The sequence below is a fragment of the Rhodococcus sp. 06-462-5 genome (assembly GCF_002258315.1).
Classification (GTDB): Bacteria; Actinomycetota; Actinomycetes; order Mycobacteriales; family Mycobacteriaceae; genus Rhodococcoides.
This window is the reverse complement of record NZ_NOYD01000001.1, coordinates 131,267-144,639: the sequence shown is the minus strand read 5'-3', so window position 1 is coordinate 144,639 and position 13,373 is coordinate 131,267. Positions and strand designations below refer to the sequence as shown.

The 13,373-nt window shown below is 65.5% G+C and carries 7 protein-coding genes and 1 tRNA gene; 3 read left to right on the top strand and 5 right to left on the bottom strand.

The genetic code is table 11. From position 1 onward, the window contains the following. Window positions 1-2 precede the first annotated feature (2 nt). From CH251_RS00710 to CH251_RS00690, 5 genes are all read right to left on the bottom strand, one after another. Window positions 3-1,487, bottom strand: coding sequence for a penicillin-binding protein 2 (locus CH251_RS00710; RefSeq protein WP_094611378.1), 1,485 nt, complete (start codon window positions 1,485-1,487; stop codon window positions 3-5). Then, window positions 1,484-2,941 carry an FtsW/RodA/SpoVE family cell cycle protein gene (locus tag CH251_RS00705; RefSeq protein ID WP_094611377.1) on the bottom strand — a complete coding sequence of 486 codons (1,458 nt, stop codon included), beginning with the start codon at window positions 2,939-2,941 and terminating at the stop codon, window positions 1,484-1,486. Before CH251_RS00705 ends, CH251_RS00710 begins: the two co-directional genes overlap by 4 nt. Beyond that, window positions 2,938-4,377, bottom strand: a complete 1,440-nt coding sequence (locus CH251_RS00700; RefSeq protein ID WP_094611376.1) for a PP2C family serine/threonine-protein phosphatase — start codon at window positions 4,375-4,377, stop codon at window positions 2,938-2,940. The genes CH251_RS00705 and CH251_RS00700 overlap by 4 nt, the downstream gene beginning before the upstream one ends. Next, a complete protein-coding gene (locus tag CH251_RS00695; protein WP_037195344.1) occupies window positions 4,374-4,838 on the bottom strand; it encodes an FHA domain-containing protein in 465 nt (154 codons plus the stop codon). The genes CH251_RS00700 and CH251_RS00695 overlap by 4 nt, the downstream gene beginning before the upstream one ends. Before the next feature lie 168 nt (window positions 4,839-5,006). Beyond that, window positions 5,007-6,446, bottom strand: a complete 1,440-nt coding sequence (locus CH251_RS00690) for a DUF3662 and FHA domain-containing protein (RefSeq protein WP_094611375.1) — start codon at window positions 6,444-6,446, stop codon at window positions 5,007-5,009. Window positions 6,447-6,653: 207 nt separating this feature from the next. Between CH251_RS00690 and CH251_RS00685 the strand changes: the two genes are divergently transcribed. The 3 genes from CH251_RS00685 to CH251_RS00675 all read left to right on the top strand — a co-directional run bounded on the left by CH251_RS00685 (window position 6,654) and on the right by CH251_RS00675 (window position 13,185). Continuing rightward, window positions 6,654-6,739 (top strand) — tRNA-Leu (locus CH251_RS00685). Window positions 6,740-7,151: 412 nt separating this feature from the next. Continuing rightward, window positions 7,152-11,741 carry a glutamate synthase large subunit gene (gene gltB / locus CH251_RS00680; protein ID WP_094611374.1) on the top strand — a complete coding sequence of 1,530 codons (4,590 nt, stop codon included), beginning with the start codon at window positions 7,152-7,154 and terminating at the stop codon, window positions 11,739-11,741. After that, window positions 11,734-13,185: a glutamate synthase subunit beta gene (locus CH251_RS00675; protein ID WP_094611373.1), complete on the top strand. Its 1,452-nt coding sequence runs from the start codon at window positions 11,734-11,736 to the stop codon at window positions 13,183-13,185. The genes gltB and CH251_RS00675 overlap by 8 nt, the downstream gene beginning before the upstream one ends. Window positions 13,186-13,373 lie beyond the last annotated feature (188 nt).

The following is a 13,373-nucleotide window of genomic DNA, read 5'->3' as shown; positions in this document are numbered from 1 at the left end:
GTTCACCTCCCCTGCAATGCGGCTGCGATGACGGCGCGCCCGATGGGCGCGGCCACGGATCCACCGGTCGCGGCGAGGGCTCGATCGCCGCCGTCCTCGACGATGACGGCAATGGCGACCTTGGGGTCGTCGGCGGGTGCGAATCCGATGTACCACGCGTGCGGCGGGGTGTTGCGTGGATCCGAACCGTGTTCTGCGGTACCGGTTTTCGACGCAATCTGGACGCCGGGGATCTTGCCCTCGCCGCTGGTGTTGTTCTCGGAGCCGATCATCAGATCGGTCAGCGTCGCCGCGGTGGCCGAGCTGATCGCCTCGCCCATGGCCTTGGGCTGGTAGCTCGACAGGTCCGACAGATCGGGAGACTGCAGCTGCTGCACCAGGTTCGGGGCCATCCGCACGCCGCCGTTGGCGACGGTGGCGGCGATGACGGCGTCCTGCAGCGGGGTCAGTGCCACATCGCGCTGGCCGATGCTGGATTGGCCGAGCGCGGCGTCGTCGTCGATGGGTCCGATGGTGCTGTCGGCGACGGTGAGCGGAATGGTCGTGTCCTCACCGATGCCGAACGCCGCGGAGGTCTCGCGCATCCTGTCCACCCCGGTGTCGATGCCGAGCTCGACGAAGGCGGTGTTGCACGAGCGTGCGAAAGCTTCACGCAGCGATGCCGTCTGCCCGCCGCCGCACGTCGAGCCGTTGTAGTTCTCCAGCGTCGTCGAGGTTCCCGGCAACGTGATGTTCGACGCGGCCGTGAGTTGATCGTCCGGTGTCGCGCCCGCTTCGAGGGCGGCTGCGGTGGTGATCACCTTGAACGTCGATCCGGGTGGGTAGGTCTGCGAGATCGCCCGGTTGACCATCGGCTTCTCGGGATCGTTGCTCAGGTTCTCCCATGCCGCGGTGGTGGTGCTGCCGTCGTGGCTGGCCAACAGGTTCGGGTCGTAGCTGGGGGTGCTGGCCATGGCCAGGATGTTGCCGGTGGCAGGGTCGAGGGCCACTACCGAGCCGGTGTATCCCTTGGCGGTCAGCTGGTCGTAGGCGACCTGCTGAACGACGGGGTCGATGGTGGTGACGACGTTGCCGCCGCGGGGATCTCGGCCGGAGATGAGGTCGAACAGTCGTCCGCCGAAGAGCCGGTCGTCGGATCCGTTGAGTACGGGGTCCTCGGCGCGTTCGAGGCCGCTGCTCGAGTACAGCATCGAGTAGTAGCCGGTGATGGGCGCGTTGGCCTGCGGGCTGGCCGGAGAGATCGAATTCTGGGGGTAGGTGCGCAGGTACTTGTAGCGGTCATCGGTGGGAACCGAGGATGCGAGCACCTGGCCGCCTGCCGAGATCTGACCGCGCTGCCGCGAGTACTCGTCGAGCAGCACTCGTGAGTTTCGTGGGTCGGTGCGCAGATCGTCGGCCTTGATGACCTGGAGGTAGGTGGCGTTGGCGAGCAACGCCACGACCATGACCATCACGGCGATGGACACGCGGCGCAGTGGAGTGTTCATGCGCGCTTCACCATCTCGGTGGGTGCCTCCGCGATGGGCGCTGCGGGGGCGGGCTTCTTCTTGGGCTTTGCCGGCTCACGGGCCGCGTCGGAGATCTTGATCAGCAGCGCGAGGAGCAGGTAGTTGGCGAGAAGCGACGATCCTCCGTAGGACAGATACGGCGTGGTGAGGCCGGTCAGTGGGATGAGCTTGGTGACGCCGCCGACGACGACGAACAGCTGGATGGCGATGGTGAACGACAACCCCGCGGCCAGCAGTTTGCCGAAGCTGTCGCGGACGGCCAGCGCGGTACGCATACCGCGAATGATGAACAGCAAGTACAGGATCAGAACCGCGGTCAGTCCGATGAGGCCGAGTTCTTCTCCGACCGTCGCGATGATGAAGTCGGTCTTGGCGAACGGCACCTGGGACGGGCGACCACTGCCGAGCCCGGTACCCGCCAACCCGCCCGTGGCGAAGCTGAACATGGACTGGACGATCTGGTAGCCGGTGTCGTTGTAGTCGTCGAACGGGCGCAGCCAGGTGTCGGTTCGGATCTTGACGTGGCCGAACACCTGATACGCGAACAGGAATCCGACGAGCAACAGCCCGAACCCGATGATCAGCCAGCCGACACGTTCGGTGGCGATGTAGATCATCACCAGGACGGTTCCGAAGATCAGCAGCGAAGTGCCGAGGTCCTTCTCGAACACCAGCACGCCGACGGAGACGATCCAGACCACCAGGATCGGACCCAGGTCGCGTGCCCGCGGGAAGTCCATTCCGAGGAAGTGCTTGCCGGCGACGGTGAACAGTTCGCGCTTGGCTACCAGCAACGATGCGAAGAAGATGAGCAGCAGGATCTTCGCGAACTCACCGGGCTGAATGCTGAAGCCGGGCAGTCGAATCCAGATCTTCGATCCGTTGACCTCGGAGAACGCTGACGGCAGCATTGCCGGGATGGCCAGGAGCACCAGTCCGGCGAGTCCGACGGTGTAGCCGTAGCGAGCCAGGGTGCGGTAATCGCGCAGCAGCACCAGCAGAGCGACGAATCCGGCGATGGCCAGTGTCGTCCACAGCACCTGCTGGTTGGCATCGGGCGACGGAATGGGGTTGCCGAGATACTGGGCCTGCTGCTCGTCGGCGAGATCGAGGCGATGAATGAGCACCAGACCGAGTCCGTTGAGCAGCGCCACGATCGGCAGCAGCAGTGGATCCGCGTAGGGCGCGAAGCGTCGTACCGCCAGGTGAGCCACCGTCATCAGCGCGAGGTAGGCCACCGCGTACTTCGCCAGATCCCAGGTGATGGTCTGTTCCTGACTGGCTTCGACCAGTATCAAGGAGATCGTGGTGATCAGAACGGCTGCGCCGAGCAGCAGCAGCTCGACGCCGCGTCGGTTGGATTGAACCGGCGCAGGTGCGAACCCTTCGGGCGGACTCGGAAAGGACCCTCCCGCGGACGGATTGGAACTCATCGAGTACCGGTCCTGCAGTTCTGACCGGGAATCTGCGGAACCGTCGGTGTCGGTACCGCCGTGGTGGTCGGTGCGGCCTCGGGAACGGGCTCCGCAGTGGGGGGCAACGGCACCCCTGGCGGCGGGATGATCGTCGTCGGAGTCGGTTCGACGGTCGTGGTGACGACCGGCTCGGTCTCGCACACCTGAAGCAGGTCACCGGAGGCCAGCCGCTCGACCTGACCGCGCGCATCGTCGAGAGATCCCGACGGCAACCCGGCCGTGACCTGCTCACGTGCGGCAGGCAGAAGATCGTCGATCTCGAAGGGAACGCAGTCCGCCGGGGCGGCATCCGGGGCGGTCAACGTGACGGCTCCGTCGTCGTCGAGGCAACCCACCAGTTCCACGCTCTGCAGCGAGTACCCCAGCACCGAACCGGGCAGACCGCGCAGGACGGTCACCTTGCTGTTGTCGGCCCCGACGTAGTAGTTGCCCTTGATGATCGAATTGGCAACGAGCGCACCGATTCCCGCGAGGACGACCAGGGTCAGGGCGATCAGGGTCCAGCGCAGCTTGTGCGACTTCTTCTCCGGTGCGACAACCGGTGTGGTGACGCGCTTGGGCGTCGTACGCGGGGGACGCATCGCTGCGGCGCGCCCTGCTGCCGTGTTGGGCGGAGGGGAGTCCTCTTCGTCTTCGGTGCTGGCGGCACCGCCGAGGATGGGGTGGCTCTGTCCGTAGTCGAGGTCGATCACATCGGCGACGACGACCGTCACGTTGTCCGGACCGCCGCTACGAAGTGCGAGTTCGATCAGCCGGTCGGCGCAGGGTCCCGTCTCGCCCTCGTTCAGGGTGTTCTCGATGGTTTCGTCGCTGACGACGTCCGAGAGGCCGTCGGAGCACAGCAGGTAACGGTCGCCTGCCCGCACTTCCCGAACGGTGAGCGTCGGCTCGATCTCGTTGCCGGTGAGGGCACGCATGATCAGGGAGCGTTGCGGGTGGGTGTGCGCCTGCTCGGCGGTGATGCGGCCCTCGTCGACGAGAGACTGAACGAAGGTGTCGTCTCGGGTGATCTGGGTGAGCGAGCCGTCGCGCAGCATGTACGCGCGCGAATCGCCGATGTGTACCAGTCCGATTCGCTTGCCCGCGAACAGGATTGCGGTCAGGGTGGTCCCCATGCCATCGAGCTCGGGTTCGTCCTCGACCTGATCTGCGATGGACGCGTTGCCCTCGCGGGTGGCTGCTTCGAGCTTGCCCAGCAGATCCTCGCCGGGTTCGTCGTCGTCGAGATGAGCCAGTGCGGCGATCATCAACTGCGAGGCCACTTCACCGGCGGCGTGACCGCCCATGCCGTCGGCCAGCGCCAGTAGGCGAGCCCCGGCGTACACGGAGTCCTCGTTGTTGGATCGAACCAGACCGCGATCACTGCGGGCGGCATAGCGAAGGACGAGGGTCACGGGCGCAACTCGATCACGGTCTTGCCGACGCGGACAGGGGTTCCGAGGGGGACGCGAACAGCGGTGGTCACCTTCGCGCGGTCGAGGTAGGTGCCGTTGGTCGAACCGAGGTCTTCGACGTACCAATCTCCGCCGCGGGGCGAGATGCGCGCATGCCGCGTCGACGAGTAGTCGTCTGTCAGAACGAGAGTGGAGTCGTCCGCGCGCCCGATGAGGACGGGCTGCGTGCCGAGCGATATGCGCGTTCCGGCGAGACCGCCCTGGGTCACCACGAGGTACTTGGCCACCTTCTGCTTGTTGAACGACGGGAGAACTTTCGAGCCGCCGGAGTAGCGAGCAGGCACTCGCATGCCTGCGGCCGCATAGATGTCACTGCGCAAGGTGCGAAGGACGGCCCAGACGAAGAACCACAACAACAGCAGGAAGCCCGCCCTTGTCAGTTGCAGAATCAATCCCTGCACGACGATTCACCTCCTCCTTCGCAATCGACCCGTGTCCCGCCCACGCGAAAAGCCGCGGCGCGGCAGACATGGTTGCCTCGCAGCATCATAGGGTGAAGCAGCTCGTGTCGACGACATACGGGTGGACGAGAGTGCGAGTCGAACCCCACCCGAGCCCACGAAAGATCGTCAGACGATCCGGACCAGAATTTCGGAGTGACCGGCCCGAATGACGTCGCCGTCGGCCAACTGCCAGTCCTGCACCGGAGCGCCGTTGACGGTGGTGCCGTTGGTGGAACCGAGGTCGGAGAGCATGGCCACGCGGCCGTCCCACCGGATCTCGATGTGTCGACGCGAAACACCGGTGTCGGGAAGTCGGAACTGCGCGTCTTGGCCACGACCGATGATGTTCTGACCGTCACGGAGCTGGAAGTAGCGGCCGCTGCCGTCCTCGAGTTGCAGCGTAGCGGCGAGCGCCTGACTCGGACCTGCGTACGAGGCGGGCTGGTCGTAGCCGTACCCGTCGCCGCGGTCGCCCCCGCCCTGTGGGTAGCCACGGCCGTAGGCGGCCGGAGCAGGCGGGTAGTCGTAACCGGGCTGCTGGTAGCCGGGCTGCTGATATCCGGCGGCCTGGGGCTCGGCGTACCGGCCGGCCGGGTCGTTGTACGCCTGCTCCTGGTACGGGGCCTCGGAGTATGCGGCACCCTGCTCGGCGGCGTTGTAGTCGTAGCCCTGTGCGTTGTAGCCCTGCGCGTCGTATGCCTGACCGTCGTACCCCTGCGCGCTGTAGCCCTGGGCGTCGTAGCCCTGCTCCTGGCCGCCGGGCGCGCCGTACGCATGGGGGTCGTAGCCCTGTTCCTGGCCGGCTGCGCTGTAGGCCTGACCCTGCTCGGGGTACGACTGCTCGTCGTAGCCACCGTTGTACGGCTGCTGGTCGTAGCGCGGATCGTGGTCGGCGGGCGCGTAGGCCTGAGCGTCGTACCCGTTCTGCTCACGTGCGGACTGCTCACGTGCGGGGTACCGCGGATCCTGGCCACCGGCGTAACCGTTGCGCGCGCGCGGATCGGGACGATGACCGTCCGCGGGGTCGCGCTGCGGGTCGTAGCCTGGGTTCTGCGTCATGTGGCCGGCTCCTGGTATCGACATCGGTGGGGCAGACGGTCGCTGCGTAGCTGAAGGGACGGGACTCGGGGCTGCTTGTGCCGACGCGCCCTGCTGCGCGGACTCGTTCCGTGCAGCAGTCGCCGATCGTCCCACATCGGGATCGACCGAGCCACTGGCACGGAACTGTCCGGTGTGCAGGGTGGGCGACGGCTCGAAGCGAACCACCACGTCGCCGTAGGTCTGCCAGCCTTGATCGCGGATGTAATCGTCGAGGTGACGCGAGAACGCCTTGACCGTGAGTTCTCGGTCACCGGCGAGCTCGTCGTGGTCCGAGCTGTTGATGGTGATGACGTAGCTGTTGGGTGCCAGCAGATGCCCGCCGTCCAGGGGCCGAACAAGATCCGACGCTTCCTGCTGGAGCGCTGCCTCCACCTCCGCCGGTACGACGCCTCCGCCGAACACGCGGGCGAAGACGTCGCCGACAGCGCCTTGGAGCTTGCGTTCGAAACGCTGAACGATGCCCATCGTGACCCCTCCTCTCACTGTGTTCTTCCACCGTGTGGTGCCTGCTGGTGTGCAGGACGCGACGGCCGCGTGTCATCACGAAGTCGCGCTGCAAGCATGATATACGGTGCCGCCGACGGGGACTGCCCGCCGCCGTCGGCTCCGGGCAGCTCGAAGTGGCGATTTTCGAGCACGGCATGGTGCGTGTTAGTGTTCTCGCCGTCACCCGGGCGGGTGGCGGAATGGCAGACGCGCTGGCTTCAGGTGCCAGTGTCCTTCGGGACGTGGGGGTTCAAGTCCCCCTCCGCCCACCACACTGGCCGCAGCTGATTCGATCGCTGCGGCCAGTAGTTTTTTCCGGGCCCCTTTGCTCGAATCGTCTTACAGGCGTGTGATTCTCGGCCGATGTCGACGGGGTGATCCGTTACCCGGTCCCGAGAACGCCTCGCATACGGAAATTCGCAGGTGAAAGCCCATAATAGGCTTACCTTATTTGCGGGGGCACCCAGGTACTGACTTATCGTTCGTAGTTGGATCGGCCTCACCACGGCCGGATCCGCCCCGACCACTTTTCTACCACGCGCCCACCTGCTCGTGCAGAGGAAAGCGTCGACGATCGACAGGTGCAGCTTCAACGGCGAGGACGCACCGCAGGCCGTTCGTGCAGCCGGTTACACCACACCGTCGCCGACGAGTATCAAGGCTGGACTTATCCGAAGGCTAGGTATGAAGCACACTCCGGGCCCGCAAGGCCTCTACGATCCCGCCAACGAACACGACTCCTGTGGTGTCGCGTTCGTGGTGGACATGCACGGTCGACGCAGTCGCGACATCGTCGAGAAGGCGATCACCGCGCTGGTCAACCTCGAGCACCGCGGTGCTGCCGGTTCCGAACCGAACACCGGTGACGGTGCGGGCATTCTGATCCAGGTTCCGGACGCGTTCTTCCGCGCCGTCGTAGATTTCGAGCTTCCGGCGCCCGGCGCGTACGCAACCGGTGTCGCCTTTCTTCCGCAGGGCCGTAGCGACGCAGCACGCGCCTGCGAGGGTGTCGAGCGCATCGTCGAGAGCGAGGGCCTGACGGTTCTCGGTTGGCGTGAGGTTCCCACCGACGACTCCTCCCTCGGCGCTCTGGCTCGCGACGCGATGCCGACCTTCCGTCAGCTGTTCCTCGCCGCTCCCGACGCGTCGATCACCGACCTCGACCTGGAGCGTCGTGCGTTCGTCATCCGCAAGCGCGTCGAGCACGAGCTGGGCGAGGAGGGCGCGGGCAAGGACGGCCCGGGCCGCGAAACCGTGTACTTCCCGTCGCTGTCCTCGCAGACGTTCGTCTACAAGGGCATGCTGACTACGCCTCAGCTCAAGGGCTTCTACCTCGACCTGCAGGACGATCGCGTCGAAAGTGCACTGGGACTTGTGCATTCGCGCTTCTCCACCAACACGTTCCCGTCGTGGCCGCTGGCGCATCCGTTCCGGCGTGTCGCCCACAACGGCGAGATCAACACCGCCACCGGCAACGAGAACTGGATGCGCGCCCGCGAGGCGCTCATCACCTCCGACGTGTTCGGCGGCTCCGAGGCGCTCGAGAAGATTTTCCCCGTGGTCACCCACGGAGCAAGTGACACAGCACGTTTCGACGAGGTGCTCGAACTGCTGCACCTCGGTGGACGCAGCCTGCCGCACGCCGTGCTGATGATGATTCCCGAGGCCTGGGAGCGGCACGAGTCCATGGACCCCGCACGTCGGGCGTTCTACAAGTACCACTCCTCGCTGATGGAGCCCTGGGACGGACCGGCCTCGGTGTGCTTCACCGACGGCACCGTCATCGGCGCGGTCCTGGACCGCAACGGCCTGCGCCCGAGCCGACTGTGGGTCACCGACGACGGTCTGGTCGTCATGGCCTCCGAGGTGGGTGTTCTCGACATCGATCCGTCGAAGGTCGTCCGCAAGGTTCGCCTGCAGCCGGGCCGGATGTTCCTGGTGGACACCGCACAGGGCCGCATCGTCTCCGACGACGAGATCAAGGACGAGCTCGCCGCCGAGCACCCGTACCAGCAGTGGCTCGACGAGGGCCTGACGTCGATCGACGACCTGCCCGAGCGTCCGCACGTACACATGCCGCACGACCGCGTGCTCATCCGTCAGCAGATCTTCGGGTACACCACCGAGGAGTTGAACGTGCTGGTCTCGCCCATGGCGAAGTCCGGTGCCGAGGCCATCGGTTCCATGGGTACCGATACCCCGATCGCTGTGCTGTCGGCTCGCCCGCGGATGCTGTTCGACTACTTCTCGCAGCTGTTCGCGCAGGTCACCAACCCGCCGCTCGACGCGATCCGCGAGGAGATCGTCACCAGCCTCGGCGGCACCATCGGACCCGAAGGCGATCTGCTCAACCCGGGTGCCGACGGCTGCAAGCAGATCGTGCTGCCGCAGCCGATTTTGCACAACGACGACCTCGCCAAGCTCGTTCACATCAACGACGAGGGCACGCAGGAAGAACTTCGCTCGGTGGTCGTGCGTGGTCTCTACCCCGTCTCCGAGGGCGGTGAAGGTCTGCGAAAGTCGTTGGAGGCCATCCGCGCTCAGGTTTCGGCGGCCATCTCCGGTGGCGCGCGGATCATCGTGCTCTCGGACCGCGAGTCCAGCGAGAAGCTCGCTCCGATCCCGTCGTTGCTTCTCACCTCCGCGGTGCACCATCACCTCGTCCGCGAGAAGACCCGCACCAAGGTCGGCCTCATCATCGAGGCCGGTGACGCCCGCGAGGTGCACCACATGGCTCTGCTCATCGGTTTCGGTGCGGCAGCGGTCAACCCGTACATGGCGTTCGAGTCGATCGAGGACATGATCGAGCGCGGTGCCCTCACCGACATCGATTTCGACAAGGCTGTCTCCAACTACATCAAGGCCGCGGGCAAGGGCGTGCTCAAGGTGATGTCCAAGATGGGCATCTCGACTCTCGCGTCGTACACCGGAGCTCAGCTGTTCCAGGTCATCGGCCTCTCGCAAGAACTGGTCGACGAGTACTTCACCGGCCTCAACAGCCACCTCGGCGGCATCGATCTCGATCAGGTCGCCGACGACGTCGCAGCGCGGCACGCGGTCGCGTACCTCGACAACCGTCAGGAGCGCGCGCACCGCGAGCTCGAGACCGGTGGCGAATACCAGTGGCGTCGCGAAGGTGAGTACCACCTCTTCAACCCGGACACGGTGTTCAAGCTGCAGCACTCCACCCGCACCGGCCAGTACGACATCTTCAAGGAATACACGAAGATGGTCGACGACCAGTCCGAGCGGCTCGCGTCGCTGCGTGGTCTGTTCCGCTTCAAGACCGAAGAGCGGCAAGCCATTTCGATCGACGAGGTCGAGCCGGCCAGTGAGATCGTCAAGCGCTTCTCGACGGGCGCGATGAGCTACGGCTCCATCTCGGCCGAGGCGCACGAGACCCTCGCCATCGCCATGAACCGTCTCGGCGGACGCTCCAACTCCGGTGAGGGCGGCGAGGACGTCTCGCGGTTCGAGCCGGACGAGAACGGCGACTGGCGACGCAGTGCCATCAAGCAGGTCGCGTCGGGACGTTTCGGCGTCACCTCGCACTACCTGACCAACTGCACCGACATCCAGATCAAGATGGCGCAGGGAGCCAAGCCCGGTGAGGGCGGCCAGCTTCCGGCGCACAAGGTGTACCCGTGGGTCGCCGAGGTTCGGCATTCGACGCCCGGCGTCGGCCTGATCTCGCCGCCGCCGCACCACGACATCTACTCCATCGAGGATCTCGCGCAGCTGATCCACGACCTGAAGAACGCCAACCCGCAGGCCCGCATTCACGTGAAGCTGGTCTCCGAGGTCGGCGTCGGAACGGTCGCTGCCGGTGTGTCCAAGGCGCACGCCGACGTGGTGCTCATCTCGGGCCACGACGGCGGCACCGGCGCGACGCCGCTGACGTCGGTCAAGCACGCGGGTGGACCCTGGGAGCTCGGTCTGGCCGAGACGCAGCAGACGTTGCTGCTCAACGGACTTCGCGATCGCATCGTCGTGCAGGTGGACGGTCAGCTCAAGACCGGCCGCGACGTCATGGTTGCCGCTCTGCTCGGCGGCGAGGAGTTCGGTTTCGCCACCGCTCCGCTCGTCGTCTCGGGCTGCATCATGATGCGCGTCTGCCACCTCGACACCTGCCCCGTGGGTGTCGCGACCCAGAATCCGTTGCTGCGCAAGCGTTTCGCGGGCAAGCCGGAGTTCGTCGAGAACTTCTTCATGTTCATCGCCGAAGAGGTTCGCGAGCTCATGGCCGAACTCGGATTCCGCACGCTCGACGAGGCCGTCGGTCAGGTGGGTCTGCTGGACACCACTGCGGCCAAGGAGCACTGGAAGGCGTCGAAGCTGGATCTGTCGCCGATCCTCGAAGAGGTCGAGTCGGCGTTCATGAACCAGAACCTCTACAACACCGGGGTTCAGGATCACGGCCTCGACAAGGCCCTCGATCAGCAGCTCATCTCGGCCAGCCGCAATGCGTTGGACAAGGGTGAGAAGGTTGCGTTCGAGTCCAAGATCACCAACGTCAACCGCACCGTCGGCACGATGCTCGGGCACGAGGTCACCAAGGCGTACGGCGGCGTCGGACTGCCGGACGACACCATCGAGATCACGTTCACCGGCTCGGCCGGCAACAGTTTCGGTGCGTTCGTGCCCTCCGGTATGACACTGCGACTGAACGGAGACGCCAACGACTTCGTCGGCAAGGGACTCTCCGGTGGACATTTGGTGTTGCGTCCGTCGCTGAACGCCCCGGAAGGATTTGTCGCCGAGGACAACATCATCGGCGGCAACGTGTTCCTGTTCGGTGCCACCAGCGGTGAGGCTCTCATCCGCGGCGTCGTCGGCGAGCGTTTCGCCGTTCGTAACTCCGGTGCCGTAGCCGTCGTCGAAGGCGTCGGCGATCACGGCTGCGAGTACATGACCGGCGGCAAGGTCGTCATCCTCGGCTCGACGGGCCGCAACTTCGGTGCCGGTATGTCCGGCGGAGTCGCGTTCGTCTTCGATCCGAACAAGACGTTCGAGGCCAACCTCAACACCGAGCTGGTCGACATCGAGGAGCTCGAAGGTGACGAGTTCACCTGGCTCCGCGACATCGTCACTCGCCATCAGGAGCAGACCGGCTCCGAGGTGGCCGAGCGGATCCTCGCGGATTGGTCACAACAGGTGAACCATTTCGTGAAGGTCATGCCTCGCGACTACAAGAAGGTACTGCTGGCCATCTCCGAAGCCGAGAAGAACGGCGCGGACGTGGACGAAGCGATCATGGAGGCAGCTCGTGGGTGACCCACAGGGATTTCTGAAGAACACGGTCCGCGAAGTACCGAAGCGGCGGCCCGTCGACCTGCGCCTGATGGACTGGAAAGAGGTCTACGAAGACTTCTCGAAGGACACCCTGCGCACCCAGGCAAGCCGATGCATGGACTGCGGTATTCCGTTCTGCCACAACGGCTGCCCGCTCGGGAACCTGATTCCCGAGTGGAACGACCTGGTGTTCAAGGACCGCTGGCGCGACAGCATCGATCGGTTGCACGCCACCAACAACTTCCCGGAATTCACCGGACGGTTGTGCCCCGCCCCGTGCGAGGCGTCGTGTGTCCTGGGGATCAACCAGGATCCGGTGACCATCAAGCAGGTCGAGGTCGAGATCATCGACAAGGCCTTCGAAGAGGGCTGGGTCACGCCGGTCTACCCGACGCATCTGACCGGTAAGACCGTCGCCGTCGTCGGTTCCGGCCCCGCGGGACTCGCTGCAGCGCAGCAGCTCACCCGCGCCGGCCACACCGTCACGGTGTTCGAGCGGGCCGATCGCATCGGCGGATTGCTGCGCTACGGCATCCCCGAGTTCAAGATGGAGAAGCGCCACATCGATCGTCGGTTGGCACAGATGGAGGCCGAGGGCACCGTCTTCCGCACCGGTGTCGATGTGGGCGTGGACATCTCGGCCGAGGAACTGCGCGAGCAGTTCGACGCCGTGGTCCTGTCCGGCGGAGCCACCGCGTGGCGCGACCTGCCCATCGAGGGCCGCGAGCTCGACGGTATCTACCAGGCCATGGAGTTCCTGCCGCACGCCAACCGCGTCCAGCAGGGCGACTTCGCTGCGCCGCCCGTCAGCGCCGAGGGCAAGAAGGTCGTCATCATCGGCGGCGGCGACACCGGGGCCGACTGCCTCGGCACCTCGCACCGTCAGGGCGCCGAGAGCGTCCACCAGTTCGAGATCATGGCCCGCCCGCCCGAGGAGCGTGCGACGTCCACCCCGTGGCCGACGTACCCGCTGATGTACCGGGTGGCTTCCGCGCACGAGGAGGGTGGCGAACGCGTCTTCTCGGTCAACACCGAGCGTTTCGTCGGCGAAGACGGCAAGGTCACCGCACTCGAAGCCTGCGAGGTCGAGTTCAAGGCAGGCAAGTTCGAGAAGGTCGAGGGCAGCGAGTTCACCCTCGAGGCCGATCTGGTTCTGCTCGCCATGGGATTCGTCGGACCGGACAAGGGCGGTCTGCTGACCGACCTGGGCGTCGATTTCAACCAGCGCGGCAACGTCGAGCGCACCAACGAGTGGGTCACCAACGTTCCCGGCGTGTTCGTCGCCGGTGACATGGGTCGCGGCCAGTCGCTCATCGTGTGGGCCATCGCCGAGGGCCGCTCCTGCGCGGCCGCCGTCGACACCTTCCTGCAGGGCGCAACCGCACTGCCGTCGCCGATCGTGCCCACCCAGGCGCCGCAGCGGTAGACAGCGTTTCTCCGCCGAGCTCGAAGTTGTGGACGGATTGAGGTCCGATTCCTTCCACAACTTCGAGTTCGTCTGCTTTCCGCTGCCATTCGACACACGGTTACGTCCGTTAACCATGTAGGCATCTGATGGTCACAGGCCCCTGGCATTGTCGGGATCGAACAGAAGAAGCGTTCGATCACCCAGTG

What these genes read in the sequence shown, in the direction of transcription:
- CH251_RS00690 (WP_094611375.1), bottom strand. Translation starts at nt 6,446, where the DNA reads ATGGGCATCGTTCAGCGTTTCGAACGCAAGCTCCAAGGCGCTGTCGGC.
- CH251_RS00705 (WP_094611377.1), bottom strand. Translation starts at nt 2,941, where the DNA reads ATGAGTTCCAATCCGTCCGCGGGAGGGTCCTTTCCGAGTCCGCCCGAA.
- gltB (WP_094611374.1), top strand. Translation starts at nt 7,152, where the DNA reads ATGAAGCACACTCCGGGCCCGCAAGGCCTCTACGATCCCGCCAACGAA.
- CH251_RS00710 (WP_094611378.1), bottom strand. Translation starts at nt 1,487, where the DNA reads ATGAACACTCCACTGCGCCGCGTGTCCATCGCCGTGATGGTCATGGTC.